At 65.4% G+C, this 12,564-nt stretch carries 11 protein-coding genes; 8 read left to right on the forward strand and 3 right to left on the reverse strand.

The window, feature by feature from the left end:
• Window positions 1-160 precede the first annotated feature (160 nt).
• The 8 genes from JQ580_RS09980 to ptsN all read left to right on the forward strand — a co-directional run bounded on the left by JQ580_RS09980 (window position 161) and on the right by ptsN (window position 8,115).
• A complete protein-coding gene (locus tag JQ580_RS09980; protein ID WP_212279754.1) occupies window positions 161-1,486 on the forward strand; it encodes a UbiA family prenyltransferase in 1,326 nt (441 codons plus the stop codon).
• Between the two features lie 105 nt (window positions 1,487-1,591).
• Window positions 1,592-2,206 carry a ribonuclease D gene (locus JQ580_RS09985; RefSeq protein WP_212279756.1) on the forward strand — a complete coding sequence of 205 codons (615 nt, stop codon included), beginning with the start codon at window positions 1,592-1,594 and terminating at the stop codon, window positions 2,204-2,206.
• A gap of 133 nt (window positions 2,207-2,339) precedes the next feature.
• Window positions 2,340-3,068 carry an LPS export ABC transporter periplasmic protein LptC gene (lptC, locus tag JQ580_RS09990; RefSeq protein ID WP_212279759.1) on the forward strand — a complete coding sequence of 243 codons (729 nt, stop codon included), beginning with the start codon at window positions 2,340-2,342 and terminating at the stop codon, window positions 3,066-3,068.
• A gap of 5 nt (window positions 3,069-3,073) precedes the next feature.
• Complete coding sequence (locus JQ580_RS09995) at window positions 3,074-3,793, forward strand: LptA/OstA family protein (protein WP_212279761.1); 720 nt, start codon at window positions 3,074-3,076, stop codon at window positions 3,791-3,793.
• A 223-nt stretch (window positions 3,794-4,016) separates the two neighbouring features.
• The gene (lptB, locus tag JQ580_RS10000) at window positions 4,017-5,024 is read left to right on the forward strand and encodes an LPS export ABC transporter ATP-binding protein (protein ID WP_212279763.1); all 1,008 of its coding nucleotides are present in this window, start codon (window positions 4,017-4,019) and stop codon (window positions 5,022-5,024) included.
• Between the two features lie 90 nt (window positions 5,025-5,114).
• The gene (rpoN, locus tag JQ580_RS10005; protein ID WP_212279765.1) at window positions 5,115-6,737 is read left to right on the forward strand and encodes an RNA polymerase factor sigma-54; all 1,623 of its coding nucleotides are present in this window, start codon (window positions 5,115-5,117) and stop codon (window positions 6,735-6,737) included.
• Between the two features lie 81 nt (window positions 6,738-6,818).
• Window positions 6,819-7,433 (forward strand): ribosome hibernation-promoting factor, HPF/YfiA family, encoded by a 615-nt coding sequence (gene hpf, locus JQ580_RS10010; protein WP_212279767.1) that lies wholly within the window; start codon window positions 6,819-6,821, stop codon window positions 7,431-7,433.
• A 220-nt stretch (window positions 7,434-7,653) separates the two neighbouring features.
• Window positions 7,654-8,115 (forward strand): PTS IIA-like nitrogen regulatory protein PtsN, encoded by a 462-nt coding sequence (gene ptsN, locus JQ580_RS10015; protein WP_094976055.1) that lies wholly within the window; start codon window positions 7,654-7,656, stop codon window positions 8,113-8,115.
• A gap of 88 nt (window positions 8,116-8,203) precedes the next feature.
• Here the strand turns inward: ptsN and JQ580_RS10020 are convergent, their stop codons facing one another.
• The 3 genes from JQ580_RS10020 to JQ580_RS10030 are packed head-to-tail and all read right to left on the reverse strand — an operon-like array spanning window position 8,204 to window position 12,446.
• A complete protein-coding gene (locus JQ580_RS10020) occupies window positions 8,204-9,124 on the reverse strand; it encodes an FAD binding domain-containing protein (protein WP_212279769.1) in 921 nt (306 codons plus the stop codon).
• On the reverse strand, window positions 9,121-11,808 hold the full coding sequence (locus tag JQ580_RS10025) for a molybdopterin-dependent oxidoreductase (RefSeq protein ID WP_212279771.1): 2,688 nt from the start codon (window positions 11,806-11,808) through the stop codon (window positions 9,121-9,123). The genes JQ580_RS10020 and JQ580_RS10025 overlap by 4 nt, the downstream gene beginning before the upstream one ends.
• Window positions 11,805-12,446, reverse strand: coding sequence for a TetR/AcrR family transcriptional regulator (locus JQ580_RS10030; RefSeq protein WP_212279773.1), 642 nt, complete (start codon window positions 12,444-12,446; stop codon window positions 11,805-11,807). The genes JQ580_RS10025 and JQ580_RS10030 overlap by 4 nt, the downstream gene beginning before the upstream one ends.
• Window positions 12,447-12,564: the final 118 nt, after the last annotated feature.

Consider the following 12,564-nt stretch of genomic DNA (forward strand, 5'->3'; position numbering starts at 1 on the left):
TTGTCGTCAGCCTGGCGGGGCTCCCTTCCCCGTTCCCGGTGCTCCCGTCCAGCCCCGATTAAGCCGCCCTTAGCGAATGCTGCCCTAGTGTCCTGACCGTCCATTTCCCTGCTCCCCGGCCGGATGCCGGTCAGTTTGCGGCAAGTCAGAGCGTTTTCGGATGGAGCAGCCTGCCCGGCAGTACGATCCTGGCGCACCCGTGCCGTTGTCCACGGCAGCGGCCGCGCGGACGCTGGTGATCGATCTCGAAGGCGGACTGCTGCGGTCGGAGCTGCTGATGGAGGCGTTGCTCTCCAGCCCTGGCCGCATGCTGGCCCGCTTCGGCGCCGGCGGACGCCCGGGAATGGCGGCGCTCACCGCCATCCTGGCGCGTGCCGAGATCGACTACGCCCATCTCCCCTATGATCCCGGCGTGCTGAACCAGGTGCTGGCGGCGCGGGCGCGCGGCGAGAAGGTCTACCTCGTCGCCGACCGTTTTGCCGATCATGCTGCCGGCATCGCCGCGCATCTCGGCTTCGACGGCGTGGTCGCGTCGGCCGATCTGGCTGCGGGCGAAAACCTGCCGTTCGATCGCGGCGTCATCGAACGCATTGCCGCGCGCAGCCGCGGCCGCGCGAGCCTCAGGACCTGGGCCAACGCGCTGCGCGTCTATCAATACGCCAAGAACACGCTGGTGTTCGTGCCTGTCATCACCGCGCATCAGTTGAATTTCGCCAGTTTCGGTTCGGCGCTGCTGGCGTTCCTGGCGTTCTCGGCCTGTGCGTCCGGCGCCTATCTGATGAACGACCTGCTGGATCTCGCCGCCGATCGGCAGCATCCGACCAAGCGGCATCGCGCGCTGGCGGCCGGCGATTTGCCGATCTCGTCCGCGCTATCGGCGATCCCCGTATTGTGGCTGTTCGCGATCGCAGCCTCCCTCTGCATTTCGCCCTTGTTCCTCGGCGTGCTCGGCGGCTATCTCGCCACCACCATCGCCTATTCGCTCGTGCTCAAGCGCAAGATGCTGGTCGACATCGTCACGCTCGCCGGTCTCTACACGCTTCGCATCGTCGCCGGCGCGGTCGGCGTCGGCGTGGTGCTGTCGGAATGGCTGCTGATCTTTTCGCTGTTCGTGTTCACCTCGCTGGCGCTGATCAAGCGCTTCAGCGAGCTCAGCATGCGCGAGAGCGCCGGCCTTGCCGATCCCTCCAACCGCGACTATCGCGTCACCGACCTGCAAATCATCGCCGCGATGGCGGCGGCGAGCGCGATGAACGCGGTGACCGTGTTCTCGCTCTACGTCTCCTCGTCCGCGGTGACGCCGCTCTACAGCCGTCCCTGGATGCTGTGGCTGCTCACTCCGCTGCTGCTGTACTGGTTCGGCCGCGCCCTGATGATGGCGCATCGTCGCGAGATGCCCGATGATCCGATTCTGTACGCCTTCCGCGACGGCCCCAGCCGCATTGCGGTTGCGGCGATGATCTGCATCATGCTGGCGGCGATCTGAGCCAAGCCCGCGCTTGCGCGGCCCGCCGGCAATGGCTACATCGCGGGCAATCCGAATTCGCCATTGTGACGACGTAACCGATTCGACCCGAGGTTTTGAAACGCCATGACCGTACGCCTGCATCGCGGCGACCTGCCCGACCTGTCCCGCTACACCGGAGCGGTGGCGATCGACACCGAGACCATGGGGTTGAACCCGCATCGTGACCGGCTCTGCGTGGTGCAGCTCTCGCCCGGCGACGGCAGCGCCGACGTGGTGCAGATCCCCCAGGGCCACACCGATGCGCCGAACCTGAAGGCCCTTCTGGCCAATCCCGCCATCACCAAGATCTTCCACTTCGCGCGGTTCGACGTCGCGGTGCTGTACCAGACCTTCGGCGTCATGACCGGTCCGATTTATTGCACCAAGATCGCCTCGCGCCTGGTCCGCACCTACACAGACCGCCACGGCCTGAAGGACCTCGTGCGCGAGGTGCTCAATGTCGATCTCTCCAAGCAGCAGCAGTCCAGCGATTGGGGTTCCGACAGCCTGACCGAGCCGCAGCTCGCTTATGCCGCGTCCGACGTCCTGCACCTGCATGCGCTGCGCGAGCGGCTCGATGCCATGCTGGTGCGGGAGGGGCGCACCGCGCTGGCCAAAGCCTGCTTCGATTTCCTGCCGACCCGCGCCCTGCTCGACCTCCAGGGCTGGGAGGAGGAGGACATTTTCGCGCACTCCTGAGCCCTTCTGGAGGGAGTTGCCGCCCCGTTTCGGACACTTTCGTAACGGCCTGTCGCCAGCTGCATATCTTGCCGGCACCGGGTACAATGTAGCGTCGACCCGAACAGGCTTAGCAAGGCACCCTGGAGCTCAGGTGAATTCGGCCCACAATCCCACCTACGACGCCGCGCTTGCGGCGAAGTTTGCCAGCGCGGCGCGCCACAGCCGCCTGGTGCGGATGCTGCGGGTCTCGGTCCCGGCGACGGTGATCGTGGCCATGGCCGTGATCATCTACATCGCGTTCTTCAACAAGTTCAGGATTCCGGAGCTGCCGCTCACCGTCGAGAACATGGTGGTGTCGGGCACCAAGATCACGATGGAATCGCCGCACCTTTCCGGGTTCACCCCGGACCAGCGGCCCTACGAGCTCTGGGCCAAGACCGCGACGCAGGACGTCACCGATCCCGATCATGTCGATCTCAAGGACCTGCGCGCCAAAGTGCTGATGGAGGACCAATCGACCCTGTTCCTCGATGCCCGCACCGGGCGCTTCGACAACAAGCAGCAACAGCTCAATTTGCACAAGGACATCTTCCTGCGCACCTCGACCGGCTACGAGGCGCGGCTGAACTCGGCCTTCGTCGACATGGGCAAGGGCACGGTCTCCTCGGACGAGCGCGTCGACGTCAAGCTGACCAACGGCACGCTGTCCGCAGACAAGCTGCGCATTACGGAAGGCGGTGACGTCATCCGCTTCGAGGGCAATGTGGTGATGCATCTGGACAAGCTGGATGACCCAGCCGCGACGCCGCCTGCGCCGGTCGAGCCTGCGCCGACGGCGCCACCGGCCAGGTCAAAGAACAAATCTGCCAATTCAAAGTGATTTTCATGATCAGGTCTTTTCCGCGCAACCACACGCGCAATGTCATCGTCGGTGCGGCGGCGCTCGCCGCCACTGTCGCGCTTGCGGCAACCGGCGCCGTCTTTGCGCAGAGCACGATGCAAGGCGTTCCCAACGCGATGCAGGGCTTCTCGCAGAACCGCGATCAGCCGATCCAGATCGAAGCCGCTTCGCTCGAGATGCGCGACAAGAAGAAGGAGGCGACCTTCGCCGGCAATGTGAAGGTCATCCAGGGCGACACCACCATGACCTCGAAGACGTTGGTGGTGTTCTACGAGTCGGGCGGCGACAAGCCCGCCACGCCCCAGCCTGCGGCCAAGGGGACAAAGGAGGCGACCAAGGGCGCGCCGATACAGTCGGCGCAGCCGGGTCCCGGCGGCAGCTCCTCGATCAAGCGTCTGGAGGCGCGCGGCAACGTCGTGGTCACCCAGAAGGACCAGGTTGTGACCGGCGATACCGCTGTGTTCGACACCAGGACCAATCTCATCACCATGCTCGGCGGTTCCGGTCAGGTCGTCCTGACCCAGTGCAAGAACGTGCTGCAAGGAGACCGATTGGTGGTCGACATGACCACGGGCGTCTCACGGGTGGAGTCGGACAGCGGCAAGGTACGCGGCCTGTTCGACCAGAACAGCAAATGCGGACCGCAGGGCGGCGCCGGCGCAGGCCCAGCCCTGCAACTGCCGGGCGCAACTAAACCGAAATGAATTCAACAGCTTGGTTCGGATGCTCCTGAACCGAGGTTGAAGCTTGGCCGGCGAGACTGTATCTAGCGCGCAGGGCTTTCGAAGCGGGGTCCGCCGCTTTTCGGGCGTGTTTCACTGGGCATGAGACATCCCTTCACTCATGCTGCATCGGCGAGTCGAATGGCCGGTGCCGCAGATCGCGCGAATTCGCGCGGGATCGTCGCGAAAGGCTTAGAAGGCGGGGATGGTCGATCTCTTCAGCATGTTCCGTCGGCGCCCCGCCAAGCGCGGCCGGCCAGGATTTGCGCGCCAGGACATCACCGCGCTCGGTGACGGCGTCGGCGGTCTCGTGCCCAGCCCCGTCAGGGATACGCCGCCGAAGGCCCGGGACCAGGCGATCCCAGCGCCCGATCAGTTCCAGGGTGACTATCAAGGTGAATATCAAGCCGAGCCACGCCCGCAGGCGGTCCACCCGCTGAGGGGCTCCGCCAAATCGAACGGCGCCGGCGGGCCGCAGCTCCTGAAGCGGCCGGGTTTCCTGGCTGTGCATAGCGTGGAAAAGTCCTTCGGCAGCCGCCAGGTGGTGCGCGGCGTCAGCATCTATGTGCGCCGCGGCGAAGCGGTCGGCCTGCTCGGTCCGAACGGCGCCGGCAAAACCACCGTGTTCTACATGATCACCGGCCTGATCAAGGCCGATCGCGGTGCCATCGAGCTCGACGGCCACGACGTCACAAAGCTGCCGATGTATCAGCGCGCGCGGCTCGGTATCGGCTATCTGCCGCAGGAAGCCTCGATCTTCCGCGGCCTCACCGTCGAGCAGAACATCCGCGCCGTGCTCGAGGTGGTGGAACCCTCGCGCAAGAAGCGCGAGCAGCAGCTCGATTCGCTGCTCGACGAATTCAACATCACGCGGCTGCGCAAATCGCCGTCGATCGCGCTGTCAGGCGGCGAGCGGCGCCGCGTCGAGATCGCACGTGCACTGGCAACGCGTCCGAACTACATGCTGCTCGACGAGCCCTTCGCGGGCATCGACCCGATCGCGGTCGGCGACATCCAGGATCTGGTGCGCCATCTCACCAATCGCGGCATCGGCGTTCTCATCACCGACCACAATGTCCGCGAGACGCTCGGTCTCACCGATCGCGCCTACATCGTCTATGCCGGTGAAATCTTGACCGAAGGGAGCCCGGATGAGATCGTCGCCGATCCGGACGTGCGCCGCCTTTACCTTGGCGAGGAATTCCGCCTCTAGCCCGTTTTTGGGTTTCGTCAAGGCGTGTACATCGGTCTCGGACTAGGATAAGCAAAAATCGGACCAATTTTTGGGAACGGTTCTTGCTTCATGGCGCTCACGCAGAGATTAGAGTTCCGTCAATCGCAGTCGCTGGTCATGACGCCGCAGCTGATGCAGGCGATCAAGCTGCTGCAATTGTCCAATCTCGATCTCACCACGTTCGTGGAAGAGGAACTTGAGCGGAACCCCTTGCTGGAGCGGGCCAACGACGAGGCCCCCGTGGGGGAGGCTCCGGCCGAGGCCGGCCAGTACGGCGATAACGACGATTTCGGTGGCAGCCACAGCGACGAGCCGGGCGGCGGTCCGGGCGAGGCGTTCGAGCCGGGCCAGGAAGAATGGATGAGCAAGGATCTCGGCACCCGCGCCGAGATCGAGCAGACCCTTGATACGGGCCTGGACAACGTCTTCTCCGAGGAGCCGGCCGAGGCTGCGGCGCGCAACGCCCAGGATGCCGCGCCGACCACCTACACGGAGTGGGGCGGCGGCGCCTCGGGTGACGAAGACTACAATCTCGAAGCCTTTGTCGCAGCCGAGACAACGCTCGGCGACCATCTCGCCGAGCAGCTCTCGGTGGCCTTCACCGGCCCCGCCCAGCGCATGATCGGCCAGTACCTGATCGACCTCGTCGATGAGGCCGGCTATCTGCCGGGCGATCTCGGTCAGGCCGCCGAGCGTCTCGGCGCGACGCAAGCCGACGTCGAGGGCGTCCTTGCCGTGCTGCAAAAATTCGACCCGCCCGGCGTCTGCGCGCGCAATCTGAGCGAATGCCTGGCGATCCAGCTCCGCGAACTCGACCGCTACGATCCCGCGATGCAAGCCCTGGTCGAGCATCTCGATCTCCTGGCCAAGCGCGACATCGCAGGCTTGCGCAAGGTCTGCGGTGTCGACGACGAGGACATCGCCGACATGATCGGCGAGATCCGGCGCCTCAATCCCAAGCCCGGCATGAAGTTCGGCTCGGCGCGTCTGCAGACCATGGTGCCTGATGTCTACGTCCGCCCGGGTCCCGACGGCGGCTGGCACGTCGAGCTCAACAGCGACACCTTGCCGCGCGTGCTGGTCAACCAGACCTACTATTCTCAGCTGTCGAAGAAGATCGGCAAGGACGGCGACAAGTCCTACTTCACCGATGCGTTGCAGAACGCGACTTGGCTGGTGCGCGCGCTCGATCAGCGCGCCCGCACCATCCTGAAAGTGGCAACCGAGATCGTGCGCCAGCAGGACGGCTTCTTCACCCACGGCGTGGCGCATCTGCGCCCTCTCAATCTGAAGGCCGTTGCCGACGCCATCCAGATGCACGAATCCACGGTGTCGCGCGTCACCGCCAACAAATATATGGCGACCAATCGCGGCACCTTCGAGCTGAAATATTTCTTCACGGCGTCGATCGCGTCGGCCGATGGCGGCGAGGCGCATTCCGCGGAAGCCGTGCGTCACCACATCAAGCAGCTGATCGATTCGGAGGAGCCCGCGGCAATCCTGTCGGACGATACCATCGTGGAACGCTTGCGCGCCTCGGGAATTGATATTGCCCGCCGCACGGTCGCGAAGTACCGCGAAGCCATGCGCATTCCTTCCTCGGTGCAACGTCGCCGCGACAAACAGAGCGCTCTTGGTAACGTTCTCTCGACCGCATTGTCCGATCGCTCCCGCAACACCGAACCGGCCTGATTGCGCTGGCGCGAAATCGCGCTACTCTCCTTTCATTCGCGACCGATCCAATCTTGGCAAGCAAACCAAGCGAGGCATCACATGACTCTTCGGATTTCGGGCAAGAGCGTCAATGTCGGCGAGGCCCTTCGCGGCCGCGTGACCGACCGGACTGAAGAGGTCCTGCGCAAATATTTCGACGGCAATTATTCCGGCCACATCACGCTCAGCAAGGACGGCTTCGGTTTTCGCACCGACTGCGCGCTGCATCTGGATTCCGGCATCACGCTGGAAGCCGATTCGAACGCGCCGGATGCCTATGCCAGCGCCGACATGGCTCTCGTGATGATTGAGAAGCGCCTCAAGCGCTACAAGAGCCGCCTCAAGGACCGGTCGGCCCGCAAGGCCCATGTCGCCTCCGCTGCGCTCGCGGCCCTGGACGCCACGGCCTACGTGCTGGAGGCGCCGGGTGATGGTGAAGACGAGGAGGAGGAGGTCACCGGCTACAGCCCGGTCATCATCGCCGAATCGACCACCGCGCTGAAGCCACTGTCGGTCAGCGAGGCCGTGATGGAACTCGACCTGAGCGGGGCGCCGTGTCTGGTTTTTCAACACGGCTCCAGCGGCCGGGTGAACATCATTTACCGGCGGGCTGACGGCAATGTCGGTTGGATCGACCCGCCTGGTGCGAAACCGGACGGCAAGCCGGGTAATTAGGCGACACCAGAGCCCCGTAGGATCCCCAGGCCTTAACAATGACCGTGGCAAAGCCGCACGCGGGAGTTGGCACCGGGATTGCGTTGGAGTAGAAGCGCCCCACATCAGGACCGGGGCTAAGTCCCCCACCTGCTTCACCTTCTCGCGCCGGCCCGGCGTGGTGTCTCTCCAAGCCGGCCAATTCGGAACCTGACGGTTTAATTCACCTCGGAAACCCTCCATGCCGATTACCGATCTGGTCGCACCCGAGGCGATTCTCCCGGCATTGAAGGTCAACAACAAGAAGCAGGCCCTGCAGGAGCTCGCGGCCAAGGCTGCCGAACTGACCGGGCAGAACGAGCGCTCGGTATTCGAGGTGCTGCTGCAGCGGGAGAAGCTCGGCACCACCGCGGTCGGCTACGGCGTCGCCATTCCCCACGGCAAGCTGCCCAAGCTCGAGAAGATCTTCGGCCTGTTCGCGCGGCTCGACCGCCCGATCGATTTCGAGGCGATGGACGGCCAGCCGGTCGATCTGGTTTTCCTGCTGTTGGCACCCGAAGGCGCCGGCGCCGATCACCTCAAGGCGCTCGCCCGCATCGCCCGCCTGCTGCGCGACCAGGACATCGCCAAGAAGCTCCGCGCCTCGCGCGATGCCCAGGCGATCTATTCGGTGCTCGCCCTGCCGCCGGCGACCGCGGCATAATCCTTCGACACTGACTGCGAGCGTCTGAACTCGCCCTCGTGCTGCGGACGCCGTGCAGCGTCTCTTCGACGATGCGCTGGCGCGCCGGCTAATCCGAAAGCCGCTCCAGCACGTCGCGCATCAGCCCTTGCAGGAGATCGAGCTTGTAGGCCGTCATCGGCAATGGTTGGGCGCCCGAGATCGCCGCTTTCGCTGCCTCTGCGATCGATGCCGCATTGGCAATCTTCCCACCGAGCGTGGCTTCCGCGGCGGTAAGGCGAAGCGGCACGGGCGCGACGCCGCCTGCAGCGAGATGCACGAGCTGGAACTTGCCGCCGGCGATCACCACACGGGCGCAGAGCTCCACCAGCGGCCATTCCGCATGGGTCCGGCTGATCGCGCGCTTGTAGGAAGCGCGCTCGCCCTCGAGCGGAGCGGGAAGTGCGATGCTCTTGATCATCTCGCCTGCTGCCAGCGTATGATCGGCGTGCGCGACCGAGCCGTCGCCGAGCAGGTCGGCAATCGTCAATCCGCTGCGCCGGTCAGTGGTAATGGTCGCATCGTAGGCGAGCAGAGCCGCTGCCATGGTCGAGGGATGCGGCGCGACGCAGTCGCCGAGATCGAAGGCAACGCCATAGAGATGATTGCCTGACCGGGCAGGGCAGGTGCTGCCGCTTTTCTTCAGGCAATCGATGTCGGCCCGGCGGAAATACCAGCAACGCGAACGTTGCGCGAGATTGCCGCCGAGCGTTGCAACCTGGCGCACCTGTGGCGTCGCGAGGCCCTGCGCGCTCGCCGCAATACCGGGATAGGCAGCGGCGATGCGAGCGTCGCTCGCGATCGTGGCGATAGTGGTCAGCGCGCCGATCCGGGCTGCGCCGTCGGCGTCCCAGGTGATCGTCTTGTCGCCAGTGGCCGCGATATCGATCAGCATTCCTTGCGACACGCCGCTGCGGCGGCGTTCGCTGAGGTCGGTGCCTCCGGCGCGGAATTCAGGCGTGGGCTCGGCGGTCGTGACGGCGACGCTCATGCTGCATCCCTCCCTTTCAGCGCGGCCAGCAGACGATCGGGCCGGACCGGAATTTCGGTCAGTCTCACGCCGATCGCATCGCGGATGGCGTTGGCAATCGCGGGCGAGGTCGGCACGGTGGCGACTTCGCCGATGCCGACGCTGCCGCCCGGCACATGCTCGAAACCGGCCTCATCAAAATGCACGCCCAGCTTCGGCATGTCCCCAATCCCCGGAATGCGGTAATCCTCCATGCTGCCGGTCAGGATGTGGCCGCTCACAGGATCGGTCTCCCGCGACTCATAGAGTGCGTAACCGATGCCCTGGATCACCGCGCCCGCGGCCTGGCTTCGCGCCAACGCCGGCGCGGCGAGCTTGCCGATCGCGAGGCCGGTATAGGCGTTGAGCACGCGGACATGGCCGAGCCAGGTATCGACCTCGACTTCCATCACCTGCACCGAGCTCGGCACGCCGGCGCCGACCACCATGTGGTTCATCAGACGCAGCACCCAACCGAAAACCCGGCCCATGATGCCCGCCTCGTGCAGCGCGGGCCTGATGCCGGGCGGCGGCTTGCCGTCCTCCTGGCGCCTCGCCGACACGGCGATGTCGGGAGACGCCGCGATCATCTCACGCCACGGCGCGTTCGAGCCCGGAGCAGGTGTGCGCGATGCGGTGCGCTTGATTTCCGCTTTCAGCTTGTCGATGGCAAGCAAGGTCGGCGGCACCACCGAAGCGGTGACACGGCTGCCGCCGGAGCCCGGTCCGGGCGGCAGGTTAGAGCGGCCGATGCGAACGTCCACATCCTGCGGCTCGAGATCGAACGCCTTCGCGACGGTGTTCGCGATCACGCTGCGCGTGCCTGTGCCGATATCCTGGACCGCGCAACTTGCGACGATACGGCCGCCCTCGACCGCGAGTTCGACCGAGGAGCCGGTCTGCCAGAGATAGAGCCAGTAGCCGGTGGCGACGCCGACGCCGCGCCGGTAGCGGCCTTCTTGCGAGCCGGCCGGCTTGCGGTTCTTCCAGACGTCGAGGCCGGCAGCCCAGTCGTACAGTCGCTGGCGGTTGGGATCGGGGTCCCAGAGCTTGCGCAGGTGGATCGGATCGACCTTCATGCGCAGCGCCGCTTCGTCGACCGCCTGCTCCAGCGCAAACGACATCGGCGGACCGCCGGGGCCGCGAAACGGAGCGCCGGGCGGCAAATTGCTGAGCACGTCGTAGTCGACGAGTTCTTTTGCTTCGGCCGGATAGATCAGCCGCGCCAGGCCCGCGATCAGCGAGTTCACCGCGGCGCCGGTGTCGGCATGCGCAGCGAGCGACAGCGCCTTGAGGCGGCCGTCCGTCGAAGGCAGCAAGGACAGCTTCAGCTCGGCCGCCGGGCGATAGCCGGTGACGGAAAGCTCCTCTTCCCGATCGAAGGCGACGCGCACGGGCGCCTTCGCGGCGCGCGCAAGCTCGATCGCGGCGATCGTCTCCAGTCCAAGGCTGCCCTTGGAGCCGAACCCGCCGCCGACGTGATCGGCGATCACACGCACCTTGTCGTGCGGAAGGCCATAACGCTTGGCGATCTTCTCCATGCTCTCGTGAATGGCCTGGGTCGAGATGTGTACGGTGAGCTGATCGCCATCGAACCTGGCCACGGCGGTATGCGGTTCGAGGCTCGCGTGCTGTTGCGTCGAGACGCGGAAGGTCTCCTCGACCAGCAGCGGATTGCGTTGCTGGCGCGCCTCGTCAAGCCAGCGCGTGGCCTGCTTGGCTTTTTGCGAGAATGGGGCCGAAGGCCCACGCACATTGCCCTTCCACGATACCGGAGCGCCGCCGGCACCCTCGGACACGTTGCCGGCACGCTTGCGGTCCTTCTTTTCGAATACGACGGGCGCATCGTCGCGTCGCGCTGCATCGAGCCCGATCACCGCGGGCAAAGGCTCGGGCGTGAAGCTGATTGCGGCAATTGCCTTCAGCGCGGTGCGGCGATCCCTGGCCGCGACGGCTGCAATCGGCGCGCCGACGAAGCGGACCATGTTGTCATCGTCGAGCAGCGGAACGACCGCGGCAACACCAGCAATGGCGCGCGCTGGCGCCAGGTCGAGTCCGGTGATCCTCGCATGCGCGACGTGCGCGCGCAGGATGACGCCCTCGAGCTGGCCGTCATGGTGGATGTCGACGGTGTAGCGGGCCTGTCCCGTCACCTTCTCGCGGGCTTCCAGCCGCGGCGCGACGGGATCGCCGCCGTCGAAGTGGCCTGAACAAGCCTCCGCCACCGCGCGAAAAATGCCTTCATAGGCGCCGCAGCGGCAGAGATGTCCCGATAGCGCGGCGGCGATCTCTTCGCGCGAGGGTGTCGCCGCGCCCTTGGTCGCGCGCCAGCTGTCATGGAAGGCGGTGGCTTCGACGACGAAGCCCGGCGTACAGAAGCCGCATTGCAGGGCGTCGTGCGCCATGAACGCCTTCTGCACCGGATGCAATCCGGTGCTACCTATGCCCTCGATGGTCGTCAGCGATTTGCCGGCGGCCGCCTGCGCCGGCAACAGGCAGCTCACCACGGGCGTGCCATCGAGCAGCACGGTGCAGGCGCCGCAGACGCCGGACCCGCAGACGAGTTTGGTGCCGGTGAGGCCGCCATCGCGGATCACGTCGATCAGGAGCGCATCCGGATCGTCGGGCAGCACCAGATTCCGTCCATTGATGGTCGTGGTGGTCATTTTCGAACTCCCGTTTTGCGTGGGGACTTCTTCGCAGGAGGCGCCATCGCGCCGGCGATCAGCATGCGCAGCATGGTATGGAGCTGCTTCAGGAACGCGTCGAGCGGCTGCATGGACGGGAAAGCGGATTTGGTGCCGTGGATCGCCATCTCGACGCAGCGGGCGAGCTCGCGCACCGTGATGCCGCTATCGAGGGTGAGTTTTCGCTTGCGGCATACCCGCGCGATCGTGGTTGCGATCTCGTCGGCGAAACGATTGGAATAGCTCTGGTAAAGGTCGCGCGCCTGCGCGAGGTGCTCGGAGAACAGCTCCTCGGTATGGGGCGAGTCCTTGAGCGAAGCGAGCAGCGACTGCATTCGCGCGCCGATCTCGGCGGCCAGGATGTCGGCGAGATCGAGGCCCGCTTCTTCCGCAGTCTTCGCTGCCGCGATTTCGGCAGCGAGCCCCTGCTCGTAGAGCCGCTCGAGCACGGCGCGAAACAGCACCTCCTTGGAGGCGAAGTGATGATAGAGCGCCTGCCGGGTCAGTCCGGCTTCCTCTGCCGCCTGCTCGATCGAGGAGCGGCGGAAGCCGTGGCGTCGGAACACGCGCATCGCCGCGTCGAGGATCCGGTCCTGCGGAGGGGGCTTGGCTTGCATTTGTCAAATTTGACAAATACGAACGAACTGTCAAATCACGGATTGATGATGGAAGGGCCAGGGCCGCTTTCGCACGCGGGGGCAAGGACATCGCCGAATTCACTTTGGCTGGCGATGG

The sequence above is a fragment of the Bradyrhizobium sp. SZCCT0148 genome (genome assembly GCF_018129985.1).
Taxonomy (GTDB): domain Bacteria; phylum Pseudomonadota; class Alphaproteobacteria; order Rhizobiales; family Xanthobacteraceae; genus Bradyrhizobium; species Bradyrhizobium japonicum_H.

Bases quoted from the DNA above. Each gene is read 5' to 3' on its own strand.
- JQ580_RS09980 (WP_212279754.1), top strand. From the start codon at position 161: ATGGAGCAGCCTGCCCGGCAGTACGATCCTGGCGCACCCGTGCCGTTG.
- JQ580_RS09985 (WP_212279756.1), top strand. From the start codon at position 1,592: ATGACCGTACGCCTGCATCGCGGCGACCTGCCCGACCTGTCCCGCTAC.
- JQ580_RS09995 (WP_212279761.1), top strand. From the start codon at position 3,074: ATGATCAGGTCTTTTCCGCGCAACCACACGCGCAATGTCATCGTCGGT.
- lptB (WP_212279763.1), top strand. From the start codon at position 4,017: ATGGTCGATCTCTTCAGCATGTTCCGTCGGCGCCCCGCCAAGCGCGGC.
- rpoN (WP_212279765.1), top strand. From the start codon at position 5,115: ATGGCGCTCACGCAGAGATTAGAGTTCCGTCAATCGCAGTCGCTGGTC.
- hpf (WP_212279767.1), top strand. From the start codon at position 6,819: ATGACTCTTCGGATTTCGGGCAAGAGCGTCAATGTCGGCGAGGCCCTT.
- ptsN (WP_094976055.1), top strand. From the start codon at position 7,654: ATGCCGATTACCGATCTGGTCGCACCCGAGGCGATTCTCCCGGCATTG.
- JQ580_RS10020 (WP_212279769.1), bottom strand. From the start codon at position 9,124: ATGAGCGTCGCCGTCACGACCGCCGAGCCCACGCCTGAATTCCGCGCC.
- JQ580_RS10025 (WP_212279771.1), bottom strand. From the start codon at position 11,808: ATGACCACCACGACCATCAATGGACGGAATCTGGTGCTGCCCGACGAT.
- JQ580_RS10030 (WP_212279773.1), bottom strand. From the start codon at position 12,446: ATGCAAGCCAAGCCCCCTCCGCAGGACCGGATCCTCGACGCGGCGATG.